Genomic DNA, 16,149 nt, shown 5'->3' on the forward strand with positions numbered 1-16,149 from the left:
ATCAAAGGGTTCCGAGTACATTTTAACGGAGATATACGCTAAACTCAGATTTAAAGCAAGGCTGTATTTTTCGAGAACACTTTTAAAAAACAACCTTAGTCACAAAGGAAGGTTGTTTTTATAAAGTCATGGTCTAATTAAAACAATTGCTGTCCCAAGAGCATACTTGAGACTGAAAAGGCACCAGCAGGTGGTAAAACATTAGTATATATGGGAGGTCCCAAACGGGTTGTAAAGGTTGTAGCAATCCAATTTCCGTATTCACCAGCCAGCAAAGAGGGAGGTTTCATTATAAACCGTCCACTTAAAATGAAATGCCGAATGCTTATAGCGGTCTCATCAATTATTGTCAAGTTGCCAAAAAAGGAGGCATATGGTGAATCGAAACTTATTTGTTTAGCGCTTTCGTCCCAATACCCATTAATCGGAATACGTATACCACGAAAATTAACTGTACCTACTACTTTGTTGTCTACAATGGAATCAATGGTAAGTATACCTCTAATAATGGATCTCCCCGCAATAGAAGCATCAATCCCCCATACGGATGGAAAGGGGATACTAACTTTGGCTGTCTTTGGAATTTTCAAAATTAACCTCTCCTTGATTATTTTATGTATGGATTGAGTTGTATTTAATCATAATCCTGTAGTAATGATACAGTATATGCACAGAGAATCACTTAGGTGTTTTGTTAAGAAAGAAGCATCAATAATCAATCAGCCTACTGTCTAGATGAACAATAGTTTGCCTGACCCACGAAAAATATGGAACATTAATTGCTGCTCATACATATGGTCTCGTATTTGGAAAATTTCTTAGCTTTAAAATAAATCATCTGATTCAATGAAATGTAATGCCTATCATCACCTATTTTTATATGTATCTCAGACGAATTCCTATACCTCCGTTACTCTTCAATCATATTTTATTTGTACGAGGTGGTGTAAAATGTTTAAATTATATTTAGATCCTGGTCACGGGAGAATGGACCCAAGGAGCTATTGGCAATGGGATGCAGGAAAAAGAAATTACCTTAAATATTTCCCATAGCATCCGAAATCTCTTGGAAAACCATTATGAAGGCCTGCAAATTAAAATGAGTAGAACAGCAGATATTACGCGCAGCTTGAAAGAACGTACAGATGATGCGAATGCTTTCGGTACGGGGGCCAAAGGATGGATTTGTGGAAGAAGTGGGAGTCAATGTGGCGTTAATTCGGAAACGAATCAAATCAACCAGCATGGTTTATGAAACGAAAAAAGTAGGCGTTCGCACGAAAACAACCGTTGCAATTCTTTACATGCGTGACATTGTTGATCCTAAGATTGTTCAAGATGTAAAGAATAAATTAGATGATCTTCACATTGACGGAGCGTTTAGCGCCACTCAGCTAGAAGAATTAATGGAACCGACAAATCGTTTGCTTTTACCATAAGGTTGATAAATCAACTGTTTGAACGCATAAAAGTAAACAACTATTTTTATGCATTTGGCGAAAATCTAAAAAATGGGGTTGCCAGCAAGATTTCTTCAGGAGGCTCTCTTGTGCTAAACAGCCAGGCCAAGTACCTTATTTCACGATAACGGTTGATCAATTCCAGCACTTCTCCGACTTTGTTTTCCTTCATCAATCTCTCGCTGAACAAAATGGCAGAGATTTGTCCCAAGTTTAAGCGTTGTTGTGATGTACTGTACAAATCATTTGCCGCCTCCGTAAACGAGGAACCTTCGCCTTTGCCCACCCAAACCGGGGGCTGCTCCGCTTTTTGCTGTCCCTCCAGCTTGGCCACTGTCGAGAAATCAAGCAATTGCAAATACATGGTGTATTGGCCATCGACATAGTCTATTCCAACAGCCGTAGCATAGTTCATGTTTTGCACTTCATATCTGCTCCAGCAACCGGTAAGGGTGAGAAGAAGGAAAAGTGCAACCATACTTTTATATCTCCTCATTTATGCCTGTCCCCTTGCCTTGTAGAATCTCGTGTCTTCAACATGTCCGGTCGAGTGTTTCGCCATGGCCAAGGTAATCGAAACAAAGCGTTGGCCAAGTCTTTAAATGGAGGTGATATTGGGGCCAAGTAAGGCAAGCCGCATGAACGCAATGAGGCTAAATGGCTGAGCACAATAAATAATCCAAGAAAGAAGCCATAAATGCCAAGCGTGGCAGACAGAATGAAAAGAAAAAAGCGTAAGGTACTAATCGTTCCAGCCAATGATAGGCTCGATAAAGTTGAACCAAAGATTTGTGTAATTGCTCCGATGACAACGATACCTGGGGATAAGAATCCAGCACGAATGGCCGCATCCCCCAGGATAAGTCCTCCTACAACCGTTACCGTGGAGCCGACCGCAGAAGGCAATCGGATACCAGCTTCCCGCAGGATTTCTAAGAAGAGAAGTGCAATAAACATTTCAACTGCCACATCAAAAGGAATTCCCAACCGGTTAATCCCCAAAGTGGCAAGTAGATAATAGGGCAGCTGATCTTGATGATAGGAAAGAATGGCAACAAAAAATGCAGGAAGCAGTAGCGATACGGACAAGCCAAGTAAACGAAGCGTTTGACCAAATGTAGCTGCCAAAGCAGTAAAGTGGATATCTTCGGGTGCTTTCACAAGCAAAAATAAATTGGCAGGCGCAATCAACGCAGCCGGTGTACCATCCACAATCAACGCTACACGCCCATTGAGCATACAGTTCACGGTAAAGTCTGCTCTGCCTGTATACCCCATCAAAGGAAACAACCTGCCCAAGGAATCCCTTTAATCAAATGCTTACCATTATTTAAAGTCTCCTTTAATGAAAAGTTATAAGAGCTATTGCTGTCAACGAGAAATAGAAGAAATGATGGGGATATGGAAAAGGGGTTATTATCGAAAAAATGGAGCTATACGTCAAAAATAATTTAGATTTAAATTTCCCAAAAATCATTGAATAAAAAATTCTCCATAAAGCAAAATAAAAGAGTAAAAAAAATTCAAGAAGGAGGAAATTATCATGACAGTAATAAATGACGTTAAAACAGCTCTAGCAGGATTGAAAAGTGCTCAAGCAAGTTTTGAAACATTTGCTCTTAGTACAGATAATCAACAAGCTAAGCAACTTTACCAAGATGCAGCTAAGCAAACCCAATCCGTTGTAGACAGCATTGAACCACGTGTTCAACAAATCGAACAAGAAGAACCTCAATACAAACAACAGTAATTAGTAAGGCGAAAAAAGGTTGGCCTCTTAACCAACCTTTTTTCAGCTGTTCAAATAATGGAAAAACATGGAGGTGATTTTTTTGAAAGATAAAATAACCACATTGAAAAACCTACTTTTTATTATAATGGTCATTGGTTTCGCATCAGGATGTAATGGTAATCAAAATGAATTTATTCAAGGTAATAGTACTTTTGGTATTTCACAAGTACATACAAGTAAGCCAATTGATCAATCCGTTGCCAATCATGCGAAAGAAAAGATAATTGCCAAGGAAGATATTACAGACGTAAAAGCTGTGAATACTGATAAAGAGCTTATGGCAGCGATTAAAGTTGAGAATTTTGATCGATTTCGATTAAAGAGTATCGAGAAGTCAGTAAAATCCGACTTAGAAAAAAAATATCCCGACTATAAAGTTTTTGTTTCGACTGATAAAAAAATATTCTGGGAACTTGAAAAGGTCGAGCAAAGACTGAAAAAAAACGATATGAATAAGAAGAACTTAAAAAATGATTTGAACAAACTGAAAAGTCTTATGAAGGAACAAACCTAAAGAGGAAGGATCGAGTTATGTCTAACAATCAAAAGAAACAACTTACTCCTGTGCAACAGGAATATCAAAAATTGCAAAAACAACGAGAGATCAAAAGACCGGTTGTTAAAAATTGTATTAAGGCCTTTTTAACCGGTGGACTTATTTGTTTGATTGGTCAGCTTATTTCAGACTTTTACATTTATTATTTCGATTTTACTGAGCAAACGGCCGGAAATCCGACGGTGGGTACGTTAATTTTTATTACAATGCTTCTTACTGGTTTTGGCGTATATGATCGAATGGCCCAATTTGGTGGGGCTGGAACAGCTGTACCTGTAACAGGTTTTGGCAATGCGGTTATATCGCCTGCCATTGAGCATCGAACCGAAGGATTTGTGCTGGGCGTAGGCGGCAATATATTTAAATTGGCGGGATCGGTTATTTTATTCGGTGTATTTTCTGCTTTTGTCATTGCCTTAATTAAAACAATTTTAATCAGATGGGGTGGTTTATAATGCTTGCAGGTCATCGTACATGGATCTTCGAACAAAAGCCTGTCATTATCTCCACTGGAACCGTTGGTGGACCATTTGAAGCCAATGGTGCTATCCCAGATGATTTCGATACTCTTCATGCTGATTTATGGCTTGGGCAGGATTCCTATGAGAAAGCACATAAAATCCTTTTTGAAGAGGCTTGCCAAAAAGCCATGGAAAAAGGGGGAATCCAAAAGGAACAGGTTCAGTTCATCCTCGCAGGAGACCTAATCAACCAGATTACCCCGACTAGTTTCGCTAGCAGAACGATTGGAGCGCCTTATTTTGGCTTATTCGGTGCTTGCTCTACCTCGATGGAAGGACTGGCTCTAGGTGCTTATATTGTAAATACAAAAGGAGCGAAATATTTGTTAACAGGAGCTTCCAGTCATGATACAGCTGTTGAAAAACAATTTCGGTATCCAACTGAGTATGGTGGACAAAAGCCACCTACGGCACAATGGACGGTTACTGGTGCAGGTGCAGCCCTATTAAGTGATTCTGGGGAAGGACCTCATGTCACATCTGCCACAATTGGTCGTGTAATCGATATGGGATTGACAGATCCATTTAACATGGGAGGAGCTATGGCGCCAGCTGCGGTTGATACCATTGAAGCCCATTTAAAGGAACGAAATGTTGAGCCATCTTATTACGATTTAATTGTAACCGGTGACCTTGGCCAAATCGGACAGGAAGTGTCCATGGATCTATTTAAAAAGCATGGAACTCCTATTAGTGAAGAACAATACCAAGATTGTGGCCTTATGATTTATCGGGAAGGACAACCCGTTCTTGCAGGGGCAAGCGGTGCAGGCTGTTCAGCAACGGTAGTTTATGGGCATTTATTAAACCGCATGAAAAATGGTGAATTTAAACGCATGTTAGTTGTGGCTACAGGTGCTTTGCTTTCACCGTTGTCCTTTCAGCAAAATGAAACAATTCCTTGTATCGCCCATGCAGTGTCAATTGAATACGGAGGTGAACAATTAACATGATCTATTTTTGGGCTTTTGTCGTAGGCGGTTTAATTTGTATCATTGGGCAAATTATGTTTGATGTATTTAAATTGACACCAGGTCATACCTTAAGTGCTCTTGTAGTGATTGGGGCGCTTTTAGATGGATTTGGACTATACGAGCCTTTGATTGATTTTGCTGGGGCAGGGGCTACCGTTCCGATTACAAATTTTGGGAATTCTCTTGTTCATGGTGCGATGCAGGAAGCAGAAAAACATGGGTTAGTTGGTGTACTGACAGGAATGTTTGAAGTAACTAGTTCTGGTATTACAGCTTCCATTGTTTTCGGCATGATAGGAGCTTTAATTTTTAAGCCAAAAGGATAAGGAGAATTAGGATGACAGTAGGATCAGATGTTAAACAGTGTTTTGCCAGTCTAAAAGGGGTAGAAGCAAGTCTCTCAAGTTTAGCATTACGGACTCTTGATGATGAATCGAAGCGAACTTTGCATGAGGCTATGATGGTAGTACACGAAGTAACAAAAGATTTAAAAAAAAGAGTAGGAGAACTAGAAGGAGAGGAACTTCAGTACAAAGGTTTCTAGAAAAACTATATTTACAGGAGGTGTAAGCAGTGCCTGAATGGTTAGATATAGCTGTACGCTCAGTATTATTTATTGCTGTTTTATTTTTCATTACAAAAGGGTTAGGGAAAAAGCAAATTTCCGAACTAACTTTCTTTGAATATGTCACCGGTATTTCTATTGGGAATATTGGTGCAGAAGTGGCTATAGGACTTGAACGGAACATTTTTCACGGAATTATTGGAATTGTCATTTTTGCGGCTATTCCCTTTTTCGCTGGTTTAATTTCATTAAAAAGTAAACGTTTTCGAAATTTTGTAGAAGGAAAAGCAACTGTATTTATCAAAGATGGGAAGATTATGGAAGATAATTTAAAAAAGGAAAGATATACGACAGATGAACTGTTAGATCTCCTTCGCAGGAAGGATGTCTTTCAAGTCTCTGATGTAGAATTTGCTGTTTTAGAGGCAACAGGTGATTTATCTGTGATGCTAAAGAAAGAAAATCAACCTTTAACAGCAAAGGATATAAACTTGAAGGTTGCTTCAATCAAGGAGCCTCAGACCATTATTATGGATGGTACAATAATGGATGAACCACTAGCCACGATTGGACGAAGTCGGGCTTGGCTACAAACTGAATTAGAAAAACTAGGGGTAACGATTGAAAATGTATTTCTGGGACAGGTTAATTCTTACGGAGAGTTAACGATTGATCTGTTTGACGATAAATTACAAGTCGCACCCCCACAAGAAAGACCCTTAATTCTTTCAACCTTGAAAAAATGTCAAGCAGACTTAGAACTATTTGCTCTTGGAACGGAATCAAAAGACGCCAAACAAATGTATAGGTTAAACAGTGAAAAATTACAAGAAGCCATTGATAAAGTGACCCCTATTTTAAAAGGATAAGGATTTAGCTTAGATTCATACATGACGAAAAAAAGATACCATTTTTAATTGAAATAAGTTTAAAAACCTTAGTCCAATTTCGGACTAAGGTGAATTTTTTTACGAGGTGTTAGAAGTGTCTATTTTTTTAGTTAAAGTTATTTTTATCTATATTGTGTTTATTGTAGCAGTAAATATTTTAGGGAAATCAGCTCTAGCCCAACTTACCCCTCATGATTTTGGAGCGATTCTTTTTTTATCTTAATCGAAAGTTAAAGGAAAGTAGATATCCTTTACCTGAGCTGTTGTCTAATTTAAGAACAACAGGATATCCGGATATTCACGATAATGAATATGCGATTTTGGAAGCAACAGGTGAAATTAGCATTTTTCCAAGAAAAGAATTAGTTCCTATTACTCCAAAAGATTTACATATGAAAGTGGAATACCGCGGATTACCCATAGCCGTTGTCATTGAAGGGAAAGTGCAAAAGCGTAAATTAAAATTTATCAACAAAAATGAAAAGTGGTTAAAGGAAGAACTAAAGGCAAAGGGATATCTTCAAATCAAAGATTTTTTTTATGCTGCTGTTAGAGATACCGATCATTCATTAACCATTAACAAAAAAGATGTTAACGACTAATTTTAAGACGATTTCCCTCCCAATATAAATTAATGTTTTCTCTTATTTACTTCTTATTGCATTTACCACTTTCATTTTCCAAATTTATAAAAAATTATACCTATATTTAGGAATTTGCCAGATGGTAATTTTCAAAATCACTAAGTCTCTAGTTAGGACAGTGCCCAGATCATTACGCCTTTCTTGATGTCAGAACTTTCCCAACCTTAATTCTCTTTTTTTCGTTCTTAATATCTTATACAAGTTCTTATAAAGGTAGTCCATAATATATAACAGACAATCCCTTCATATTCCATACGTATACTGGTTACATAGTTTGGACATGTTAAGAGTAACAGAAGGAGGGATTCCAGTTGGAGTGGATTTTTTATCTATACCTGTTAAATACGTTCTTTATCTTATTCATAGCAATTTGGGAAGTTCGTCGGCCTGCCAAGGCTTTGAATTGGATAATAATCGTCCTTTTTTTACCTGTCATTGGTTTCTGGCTATATCTTAGCATATCAAACCCTAAGTTTATTCATCGAAAAAGATTGACCTGTTCTAAAAATGAATCTAACAAATTACCTGAGACATTCGGTGCTTCAGCATCGGTAATTGCCAATGCTTTACGGCATTTCACTGTGAATGGGCTTCGAATGGGCCAAGTCCAAGTGTTTAACAATGGGATAGCAAAATATGATCAACTCCTTGTATCCCTGCAAAAAGCCCAAGAAACCATTGATCTGGAATATTTCATCTATCGGAACGACCAAATTGGTAATCGAATCACAGAACTGCTAATCGAAAAAGCATTAAATGGAGTGCAGGTTCGTTTTATGAGAGATAGCTTGGGGAGTTATAAATTCCCGCGTGAAAAAATCCGGCAGATGGTTGAAGCAGGGATAGAATGCAGGACAATATTTCCTCTGCGATTTCCCTGGATTTTGTCCAATTGGAATTATCGGGATCATTGTAAGATTGTGACGATTGACAGAAAGGAATCCTTTACTGGCGGTATGAACGTTGGGTATGAATATACAGGATTAAAGCCAGACGTAGGATTTTGGAGGGACACTCATTTGCAAATTATAGGGGAAGCAACAGGCGACTTGCAGACTGTTTTTGATGTTCATTGGGAAATCGCTGTGCCGGAAAGGATAAAATCAAAAACAAATTTGAAAACAAAATCAGAGGTAACGAAAATCAATTCAATCGGCAGAGCAGATCATTCCAAATGGTCAGCCGAATTGGGATCAGAGTTGAGCACCCTTGATGATAAAGAAATGGACATATCCGGAAAAACTAGGACATTGCATAAAGCGTATATCCATACGTTGGAAGGAAACCCTGGAATTCCTACCCCAGTCATTCGGCAAGCTTACTTTATATGTATAACACAGGCGACCAAGACTATTGATTTAACAACACCCTATTTTGTACCAGAAACGGATATTATCATGGCATTAAAGACAGCAGTAACTCGTGGTGTCCGTGTAAGATTGCTGGTTCCTCGCCACAATAATCAAAAAATCGTGGGTCTTGCAAGCCGTACTTATTACGGAGAACTTATAGAAGCTGGAGTTCAAATCTACCAGTACGACAAAGGAATGATACATGCGAAGGTGTTGACCATCGATGAGGAGATTGCTGCCGTAGGCTCAGCAAACTATGATATGAGAAGTTTTCGCCTGAATTATGAGGTGTGTCAAGTCGTGTACAGTGCTGATGTGGCAAGGGAACTCACAGAGCAGTTCGAGAGGGATCTTACTGATTCTGTACCATTAAGAATTGAAGACTTGGTGCAACGATCCCTGACCGAGCGCATTGTTGAACAGGGTGCTCGCGTGCTTTCTCCATTATTATAAGTTGAAAAAACCGGTATTATTTATCTTTCTGATTTTAATTAGCTTACATGTTGTAATATAAATATTTTAAAACATGAGGATTTTTGAAATCGAGTGAAATATAAAATGGAGGAATAAATTTTGGGTGAAGTTTTTTTGGGTTTACTGACAATCAAAGTCATAGTAGGTTTTGCAACTTTATTTTTTATCATTATCATAACAGGCAGAATCCATCTATCAGTTAAACCCCGTTTCACTTAGTTTTTGTGTTAGTACTTGGAGATTTTTTAGGAAATAACATTTATGAAGATAAGGTAGGGATTTTTCATTTTTTATATGCCATCGGATTGTGGACGTTTCTTATGTTGGGAATAGAGTTTATGACTCTAAAAAATAAATCGACACGTTCTCTCTTATTAGGCAATCCTAACATCATCATTCGAGATGGTGTTATGGACAGAAAGTTACTTACAAAGAACAAATTGGATGTAAATCAAGTATTGAGTATACTCCGTCAAAATAATGTCTTTTCAGTTCGCGAAGTCAAATACGGTATATTGGAAGCTAATGGGCAAATAAGTTTATTATTAAAATCCAAGTATCAAAAACCAGATCTCAATCTTCCAGAAAGTCCAGTAGACCTCCCAACATCGTTAATTATAGATGGGGAAATTTTATGGGATAATTTACATGAACTCGGATTTGATCAACAGTGGTTAGATAACCAATTAACTACCAATGGATATGATAATGTAAAGCGTATACTTTACGCAGATTGGCGAGAGAGTGAAGGCATACATGTAAGTCCTAAATAAAATTTGTTAGGATAAGAGCACATCAATTTTCTTGGTGAATATAAACTTTAGTCTTCAACAATCAGGCGCTTTAATGAAGTAACTAAAGCCTAATTTTTCACTTATAACACCGAGAAATTAGACTTTTTATATTTTGGTTTCCTTAACGTTGTAAATCCGCATTTTCCTGACGCTACCCCAAATAGCGGGAATTTTATATGTTTTAACTTTTTTATATAAAAAAGCTGGTGAATCGAACCTCTTTACGTTCAATTCACCAGCCATTCATGTAAGTAAGGTATTTCATTTATTCTCTCTGAAAAGTTTTAGGTAGTCCATCTCAAAAATAATTGATTTAGATGTTCATCATGATACCCAATACACAACCTGTTCAGCACTTCTTGTGACACTATGTTTATCAGTGCAATAAAGGTTCGAGATTGTTTATTTTTGATAATAATCTGAGAAGCAATATGTGTTACATATTTCTATTTTAAATATGCTTTACTTTTATATTCAAAACAAATAATTGTCTACATAATTCCACTTAAAACAGAATTTAGACAAAGCAGTCAATAAGTATTCAAGAGTCCTTATTAACTGCTTTTTTTACACATTTTCTCTGATCGTTTCGACCGTCTGTTTGTCACTCGCCATGACCAGCTTAATGAGCATTTCTTTCGCCGCGGCATAATCATCGACATGGATGATAGCGGCATTTGTATGAATGTATCTTGAACAAATGCCGATGACGGCAGACGGAACCCCGCTGTTTGATATGTGGACCCGTCCGGCATCCGTTCCCCCGCCTGAAGCGAAATATTGATAAGGGATATTGTGCGTTTCCGCCATATCAAGGACGAACTCTCTCATCCCGCGGTGCATGACCGTCGTTCTGTCGAGAATGCGGAGCAGCACCCCCTCGCCGAGACGGCCGAACAGCTCCTTATCGCCGCTCATATCATTTGCCGGGCTGGCATCAAGCGCGAAGAAGAGATCAGGCTGAATCATATTGGCCGCTGTCTGCGCCCCTCTCAAGCCGACTTCCTCCTGTACGGTGGCCCCGGCGTACAGATTGTTCGGCAGGTCTTTTCCGTGCAGCTCTTTTAATAATTCAATGCTTAACCCGCAGCCGTAGCGGTTATCCCACGCTTTGGACAATATTTTCTTCTCGTTGGCCATCGGGGTGAACGGGCAGACCGGCACGACCTGCTGTCCCGGTCTGATCCCCATTTTGACCGCGTCCTCTCTGTCATCGGCACCGATATCAATCATCATATTTTTGATCTCCATCGGCTTTGCGCGCTGGGCATCCGTTAAAATGTGGGGCGGGATGCTTGAGATGACGCCGATGACCGGTCCGTTATCCGTCTGCACCTCGACGCGCTGGGCAAGCAGCACCTGACTCCACCAGCCGCCGAGCGTCTGAAATCTCAGCATGCCGTTATCCGTAATCTGCGTTACCATAAATCCGACTTCATCCATATGGCCGGCTACCATAACGGTCGGCGCATCTTCAGCGCCGCGCCTTACTCCGAAAACACTTCCGAGTCTGTCCTGCACGATGTCATCCGCATATTTCGCAAGCTCCCGTTTCATAAAGGAGCGGACCTGATGTTCATTTCCCGGTGCGCCGGGAAGCTGCGTCAGCGTCCGGAAAAGCGTTTTCGTTTCCTCATTCATATTTTCCCCTCATTTCTATGTAATGCTTTTATTTTATTAGAAAAACAACCGTTTTCCAAGCGCTCAGATTGAATGGGCTGTAAAACCGCCGCTTTACTTAACACCGTCTGGCATCTTCTGTATAATAAAAACTACGACATAATTGGAGGTGCTTCATATTGAAATTACGTCATTTTCTCTTAGGTGCAGGAGTCGGATTATGCGCTGCCATCGCAGTGAAAAAGTATGCGATGAAACCTTATATCTCTTCAGAAAAAGCGCTCCGTATCGTGAAAGCGGCTTTTAAACAGCGCGGGCCGATAGACGGATCATGGATTTACACAGAGCCCGAGCCCTACCAGGTAAACGGAGAAACCATCCAGATATACAAGACCGGCGTGACACGTTCGGCATTCGGCGAACTGGAGCAATATGAAGTTATGGTCAATGCAAAAACAGGCCAGATTGTCGATGTCATTGATTCTGTCGCCTCATAATTCGGACAAGCAAAAAATAAAGCCCAAAACCATCAGCGTTTTGGGCTTTATTCGGTTACATCGGCCGAATTCGTTTATATACGGGGTGCCACATCGCGTCCTGCACCGCTTGGATCAGATCCTCGGGTTCCGTTTCCGCTACACCGTCCTGAATCGCAGCTTTAGCTACAGCTACCGCCACAGTTGCCGATACCGTCCTGAGATCCTCCACTTTCGGAAGCATCGGCGCCCCCGGCTTGCCGACGTCCACCATACCGGCGATGGCATTCGCGCAGGCAACGAACATATTGTCCGTAATGAGCCTTGCTTTTGTCACAATCGTGCCGAGTCCGAGTCCCGGGAATACGAGCGCGTTGTTCGCCTGTCCGATATGGTAGGTAACGCCGTTATACGCAACAGGCGGAAACGGACTACCCGTAGTGACAAGCGCGCGGCCTTCCGTCCATTTAATCAAATCTTCAGGTTTTGCTTCTGATAATGTCGTCGGGTTTGACATCGGCAAAATAGCGGGCCGTTTGACATGCGAGGCCATTTCTTTGACGATTTCTTCCGTAAATGCGCCTGATACGGTGGATGTGCCGATCAGAATCGTCGGCTTGGCCTGACGCACCGTCTCCGCCAGATCAATTGATCCGCCTTCACCGCTGCGGCCGTACTCTTTCACTTCATCAGCAGGGCGCGCGTACGGAACCTGAAAATCACGCAAGTCCTTCATATCATCCGTTAACAATCCGTTTCTGTCGATACACCAAAAATGGCTGTAGGATTCTTCTTCGCTTAATCCGTCATGCACCATGGCTTCGCGCAGCTGCTCAGCAATTCCAATACCGGCCGTTCCCGCGCCGAAGACGACGACTTTATGCTCTTTTAAAGGCACTTTTGATGCTTTTGCACACGCTAAAACAGCTGCAAGCGATACCGCGCCCGTTCCTTGAATGTCATCGTTAAACGTACAGACTTTATCTTTATACCGTTTTAATATGCCGCGGGCGTTAGCCGTACCGAAATCCTCCCAATGAAGCAGCGCATTCGGGAATGTTTCCCGGGCAAGCGAGACATACTCATCAATAAAGCGGTCATATTTCTCGCCGCGCACTCTTGAATGCTGGTTTCCGACATACAGCGGGTCATTTAAGAGGCTTTCCTGATTTGTCCCCGCGTCCAATACGACCGCAAGCACTCGTGACGGATCAATTCCGGCCGCCGCCGTATATACCGCGAGTTTTCCGACAGAAATGGCGATGCCGCCGACGCCCCAGTCACCGATTCCCAGAATGCCCTCGGCATCTGTGGCAACGATTAAGTCTATGTTTTCATTTTTTCCGAACTGCTGAAATGCGGCGCGCATTCCTTCAGGATCATCTATTGACAAATACAGACCGCGGGGTTTTCTGTACTCATGGCTGTAACGCTGGATCGCGGTGCCGACGGTCGGCGTATATACGATCGGCAGCATTTCGCCTAAATGATCATTTAACAGCCTGTAAAATAACGTTTCATTCCGGTCATGGAGAGCGGTCAAGTAGACATTTTTGCTCAGCTCATCAGGCTGCGAACTGAATTGTTCATAGGCCCGCCTCGCCTGCTCTTCGATTGTCAATACTTTCGGCGGCAGAAAGCCCTCGAGCCCGAGTTCCTTTCTTTCCTCCTGTGTAAAGGCCACCCCTTTATTTAAAAAAGGCGTAGAAAGCACTTCTAATCCGCGCAGAGTTGTTTTGATTTCTCCATCTTTCGTCACTTGAAATTGATTCACCTGTCTCTTCCTTTCAAAGCAATTTGTCTTAGGTTTGCTTTTATTCCCGAAATTCATACAGGCAAATCATCGATCCGCTTATTTTTTCTCCCGTTTGACAGATGCAGCCACTTCGCCGTCTTCTCCCCATTTTACCGCTCTGTAAATCGCGTCGTGATAGAAAATCAGCCAGGCGTCTTTTTCTGCCGCGAACGTCTGCCATTTCTGCTTTTCTGGAATAGAGGTCATCGGATAATCATCATAGGCCAGCACCCATAACGGATTTTTGTGCGCATTCGTCGGCATCAGGTCGGCAAAATGCACAGCCGCCTCCCCACCGTCTTCTAAGACGATGACGCTGTGGCCGTCGCTGTGGCCGCCGGTGTGGTGCATCGTAATGCCTTCTGTCAGCTGATACTCGTTTTCAAAGGTTTCGACCTGATCTTGTACCGCCTCCCAATTTTCTCTCCAATATGTATTTTTCGATCTGATATTAGGGTTTCTCATTTCGCGCCACTCTGTTGCAGAAGTGATAATGCGGGCATTCGGGAAAACAGAGACAAGCTCCTCTCCGCTGTACTCCGTCAGGCCGCATGCATGGTCAAAATGAAGATGGGTCATCGCGGCAATATGAATGTCCTCACAAGAAAGCCCGAGGTCACGAAGAGATTGTTTCAGATTGGATTCCTGTGTTACGCCGTAATTCCTTTTTTGTTTATCAGAGAACTTCCCTCGGCCGATACCCGCGTCAACCAATATATTCAGGCCGTTTTTTCTGATCAGAATCGGGTCTGTTCTTAATTCAATCTGGTTTTTGTCATTTACGGGGTATTTTCTCGACCATAAAGGTTTCGGAACAACGCCGAACATCGCTCCGCCGTCCATATGCGTTACACCGCCGTCCAGCCATGTTAATGAAATATTCCCAATATTCAATGTCTCCATCTTGATCCCTCCTGATGTAATGGTAGCAAATGGCGGCATAAAAAAACAGACTCCCGCATCGGGACTGACCCCATAAGATGAGACAAACAAAAAACACCTTCAAGTTTGAAAACGGATGATTGTTAGCCGAAATTAGACTTGGAGGTGTTTTTTCTATGGGGACAAGAGTGAGTTATCCGGTTGAAGTGAAACAGAAGGCTGTAGAAATGAGATTGGCAGGCGTGCCTATGAAAGAGATCATGCAGGAATTGAATATTAAGAATAAGACACAGGTTCAGACATGGGTTAGATGGCATAAGACTGGGGATACACATCGATTCGAACAGCCTGTCGGAAAGCAATACACTTACGGAAAAGGCCCGGAGTATTCTTCCGAATTAGAGAAACTGCAGGCAGAAAATCGTTATCTGAGACAACAGAATGAAGTTTTAAAAAAGTGCAACGAATTGGAAAGGAAGCTGATAGCGAAACGCCAGTCGAGCTTGTAGAAGCATTGCGCGGCACAATGACCATACAGGATATCTGTATTCATTTAGGTATCTCACGAGCATCTTATTATCGTTGGAAGAAGAATCTGATGAAAGATAACCCTAAATACCATTTAGAAAAACAAATCGGCACGTTGTGCCGAGAACACAAGTTTCGATATGGCTATCGGAAAATCACAGCCATATTAAAAAAGGGAATGCGTGTGAATCATAAAACGGTTCAGCGCATTATGCAGAAGAATCAGTGGCAATGCCGGGTTAAGGTGAAAAAGCGCAAGAAAGATGGGCAGCCATATGCCGTGGCCGAGAATATATTGGATCGAAACTTTCAGTCTGAACGCCCTCTGGAAAAGCTAGTAACGGATATCACATATTTGCCTTATGGGCAGAAACAATTGTATCTTTCCAGTATATTGGATTTATACAATGGAGAAGTGATTGCTTTTACAATTGGCGATAGACAGGACACAGACTTTGTCTTACACACACTTGATCAGCTGCCCGCACTGCCAGAGAACTGCGTGTTACATAGTGACCAAGGTTCTGTTTATACATCTTATGAGTATCAGAAAGCTGTTAAAACAAAAGGCATTACCATGAGCATGTCCCGCAAAGGGACGCCCGCTGATAATGCCTCCATCGAATCGTTTCATTCCTCACTAAAGTCTGAAACGTTCTATCTTAACAGCATTGATCGAACTACGACGACCATCGTAGAACGCACTGCCATAGAATACATTCATTATTATAACAATATTCGTATTCAAACGAAACTAAACAGCCAATCGCCGATACAATATCGGCAATTGGCTGTATGAAGGTGTTTTGATCCCTGTCTCAAAAAC

The 16,149-nt window shown here is 41.3% G+C and carries 19 protein-coding genes and 2 pseudogenes; 15 read left to right on the forward strand and 6 right to left on the reverse strand.

Annotated elements, in window-relative coordinates; genetic code table 11:
- Positions 1-137: 137 nt before the first annotated feature.
- The gene (locus NYE50_RS15870) at positions 138-590 is read right to left on the reverse strand and encodes a hypothetical protein (RefSeq protein WP_159354478.1); all 453 of its coding nucleotides are present in this window, start codon (positions 588-590) and stop codon (positions 138-140) included.
- A gap of 425 nt (positions 591-1,015) precedes the next feature.
- Here NYE50_RS15870 and NYE50_RS15875 point away from each other — a divergent pair, with 425 nt between their 5' ends.
- The gene (locus NYE50_RS15875) at positions 1,016-1,255 is read left to right on the forward strand and encodes an N-acetylmuramoyl-L-alanine amidase (protein ID WP_236563904.1); all 240 of its coding nucleotides are present in this window, start codon (positions 1,016-1,018) and stop codon (positions 1,253-1,255) included.
- The gene (locus NYE50_RS15880; protein WP_224989054.1) at positions 1,188-1,439 is read left to right on the forward strand and encodes a spore germination protein; all 252 of its coding nucleotides are present in this window, start codon (positions 1,188-1,190) and stop codon (positions 1,437-1,439) included. The genes NYE50_RS15875 and NYE50_RS15880 overlap by 68 nt, the downstream gene beginning before the upstream one ends.
- Before the next feature lie 46 nt (positions 1,440-1,485).
- Here the strand turns inward: NYE50_RS15880 and NYE50_RS15885 are convergent, their stop codons facing one another.
- Both NYE50_RS15885 and NYE50_RS15890 read right to left on the reverse strand, forming a co-directional pair.
- Positions 1,486-1,938, reverse strand: coding sequence for a Ger(x)C family spore germination protein (locus NYE50_RS15885; protein ID WP_060965122.1), 453 nt, complete (start codon positions 1,936-1,938; stop codon positions 1,486-1,488).
- A 14-nt stretch (positions 1,939-1,952) separates the two neighbouring features.
- The gene (locus NYE50_RS15890; protein ID WP_256076137.1) at positions 1,953-2,741 is read right to left on the reverse strand and encodes a spore germination protein; all 789 of its coding nucleotides are present in this window, start codon (positions 2,739-2,741) and stop codon (positions 1,953-1,955) included.
- Positions 2,742-3,003: 262 nt separating this feature from the next.
- Between NYE50_RS15890 and NYE50_RS15895 the strand changes: the two genes are divergently transcribed.
- The 11 genes and pseudogenes from NYE50_RS15895 to NYE50_RS15945 all read left to right on the forward strand — a co-directional run bounded on the left by NYE50_RS15895 (position 3,004) and on the right by NYE50_RS15945 (position 10,001).
- Positions 3,004-3,210: a DUF1657 domain-containing protein gene (locus NYE50_RS15895; RefSeq protein ID WP_013352384.1), complete on the forward strand. Its 207-nt coding sequence runs from the start codon at positions 3,004-3,006 to the stop codon at positions 3,208-3,210.
- A gap of 82 nt (positions 3,211-3,292) precedes the next feature.
- Entirely contained in the window at positions 3,293-3,766 is a 474-nt protein-coding gene (locus NYE50_RS15900; protein WP_009336487.1) for a YhcN/YlaJ family sporulation lipoprotein, read from the forward strand.
- Positions 3,767-3,783: 17 nt separating this feature from the next.
- A complete protein-coding gene (gene spoVAC / locus NYE50_RS15905; RefSeq protein WP_159354479.1) occupies positions 3,784-4,263 on the forward strand; it encodes a stage V sporulation protein AC in 480 nt (159 codons plus the stop codon).
- Positions 4,263-5,282, forward strand: coding sequence for a stage V sporulation protein AD (gene spoVAD / locus NYE50_RS15910; protein WP_159354243.1), 1,020 nt, complete (start codon positions 4,263-4,265; stop codon positions 5,280-5,282). Before spoVAC ends, spoVAD begins: the two co-directional genes overlap by 1 nt.
- Positions 5,279-5,629 carry a stage V sporulation protein AE gene (gene spoVAE, locus NYE50_RS15915; protein WP_041345364.1) on the forward strand — a complete coding sequence of 117 codons (351 nt, stop codon included), beginning with the start codon at positions 5,279-5,281 and terminating at the stop codon, positions 5,627-5,629. Before spoVAD ends, spoVAE begins: the two co-directional genes overlap by 4 nt.
- An 11-nt stretch (positions 5,630-5,640) precedes the next feature.
- On the forward strand, positions 5,641-5,847 hold the full coding sequence (locus NYE50_RS15920; RefSeq protein WP_009336483.1) for a DUF1657 domain-containing protein: 207 nt from the start codon (positions 5,641-5,643) through the stop codon (positions 5,845-5,847).
- Between the two features lie 29 nt (positions 5,848-5,876).
- The gene (locus NYE50_RS15925; protein WP_159354242.1) at positions 5,877-6,737 is read left to right on the forward strand and encodes a DUF421 domain-containing protein; all 861 of its coding nucleotides are present in this window, start codon (positions 5,877-5,879) and stop codon (positions 6,735-6,737) included.
- 115 nt (positions 6,738-6,852) lie between these two features.
- Positions 6,853-7,360 (forward strand): annotated as a pseudogene (locus NYE50_RS15930) (DUF421 domain-containing protein).
- A 353-nt stretch (positions 7,361-7,713) separates the two neighbouring features.
- On the forward strand, positions 7,714-9,207 hold the full coding sequence (locus tag NYE50_RS15935) for a phospholipase D-like domain-containing protein (RefSeq protein WP_017695658.1): 1,494 nt from the start codon (positions 7,714-7,716) through the stop codon (positions 9,205-9,207).
- Between the two features lie 245 nt (positions 9,208-9,452).
- Positions 9,453-9,506 (forward strand): annotated as a pseudogene (locus NYE50_RS15940) (hypothetical protein); the annotation flags it as partial.
- Between the two features lie 60 nt (positions 9,507-9,566).
- Positions 9,567-10,001 (forward strand): DUF421 domain-containing protein, encoded by a 435-nt coding sequence (locus tag NYE50_RS15945; RefSeq protein WP_072557218.1) that lies wholly within the window; start codon positions 9,567-9,569, stop codon positions 9,999-10,001.
- A gap of 588 nt (positions 10,002-10,589) precedes the next feature.
- On the opposite strand, the gene NYE50_RS15950 is transcribed toward NYE50_RS15945, so the two are convergent.
- Positions 10,590-11,663 (reverse strand): M42 family metallopeptidase, encoded by a 1,074-nt coding sequence (locus tag NYE50_RS15950; protein ID WP_060964525.1) that lies wholly within the window; start codon positions 11,661-11,663, stop codon positions 10,590-10,592.
- Between the two features lie 158 nt (positions 11,664-11,821).
- Here NYE50_RS15950 and NYE50_RS15955 point away from each other — a divergent pair, with 158 nt between their 5' ends.
- Entirely contained in the window at positions 11,822-12,139 is a 318-nt protein-coding gene (locus NYE50_RS15955; RefSeq protein ID WP_159354480.1) for a PepSY domain-containing protein, read from the forward strand.
- 55 nt (positions 12,140-12,194) lie between these two features.
- Here the strand turns inward: NYE50_RS15955 and NYE50_RS15960 are convergent, their stop codons facing one another.
- Entirely contained in the window at positions 12,195-13,892 is a 1,698-nt protein-coding gene (locus NYE50_RS15960; RefSeq protein WP_007408782.1) for an NAD-dependent malic enzyme, read from the reverse strand.
- Positions 13,893-13,970: 78 nt separating this feature from the next.
- Complete coding sequence (locus NYE50_RS15965; RefSeq protein WP_012118216.1) at positions 13,971-14,816, reverse strand: YtnP family quorum-quenching lactonase; 846 nt, start codon at positions 14,814-14,816, stop codon at positions 13,971-13,973.
- Between the two features lie 155 nt (positions 14,817-14,971).
- Here NYE50_RS15965 and NYE50_RS15970 point away from each other — a divergent pair.
- Positions 14,972-16,122 (forward strand): IS3 family transposase gene (locus NYE50_RS15970; protein WP_099721935.1). Its coding sequence is split into 2 segments (ribosomal slippage): positions 14,972-15,245 and positions 15,245-16,122, totalling 1,152 coding nucleotides; the frame shifts between segments, so codons are not numbered across the junction.
- The last annotated feature ends 27 nt before the right edge of the window (positions 16,123-16,149 follow it).

The sequence above is a fragment of the Bacillus sp. EU55 genome (assembly GCF_038005925.1).
Taxonomy (GTDB): domain Bacteria; phylum Bacillota; class Bacilli; order Bacillales; family Bacillaceae; genus Bacillus; species Bacillus velezensis.

Bases quoted from the DNA above. Each gene is read 5' to 3' on its own strand.
- NYE50_RS15965 (WP_012118216.1), bottom strand. From the start codon at position 14,816: ATGGAGACATTGAATATTGGGAATATTTCATTAACATGGCTGGACGGC.
- NYE50_RS15950 (WP_060964525.1), bottom strand. From the start codon at position 11,663: ATGAATGAGGAAACGAAAACGCTTTTCCGGACGCTGACGCAGCTTCCC.
- NYE50_RS15895 (WP_013352384.1), top strand. From the start codon at position 3,004: ATGACAGTAATAAATGACGTTAAAACAGCTCTAGCAGGATTGAAAAGT.
- spoVAD (WP_159354243.1), top strand. From the start codon at position 4,263: ATGCTTGCAGGTCATCGTACATGGATCTTCGAACAAAAGCCTGTCATT.
- NYE50_RS15875 (WP_236563904.1), top strand. From the start codon at position 1,016: ATGCAGGAAAAAGAAATTACCTTAAATATTTCCCATAGCATCCGAAAT.
- NYE50_RS15885 (WP_060965122.1), bottom strand. From the start codon at position 1,938: ATGGTTGCACTTTTCCTTCTTCTCACCCTTACCGGTTGCTGGAGCAGA.
- spoVAE (WP_041345364.1), top strand. From the start codon at position 5,279: ATGATCTATTTTTGGGCTTTTGTCGTAGGCGGTTTAATTTGTATCATT.
- NYE50_RS15945 (WP_072557218.1), top strand. From the start codon at position 9,567: ATGACTCTAAAAAATAAATCGACACGTTCTCTCTTATTAGGCAATCCT.
- spoVAC (WP_159354479.1), top strand. From the start codon at position 3,784: ATGTCTAACAATCAAAAGAAACAACTTACTCCTGTGCAACAGGAATAT.
- NYE50_RS15920 (WP_009336483.1), top strand. From the start codon at position 5,641: ATGACAGTAGGATCAGATGTTAAACAGTGTTTTGCCAGTCTAAAAGGG.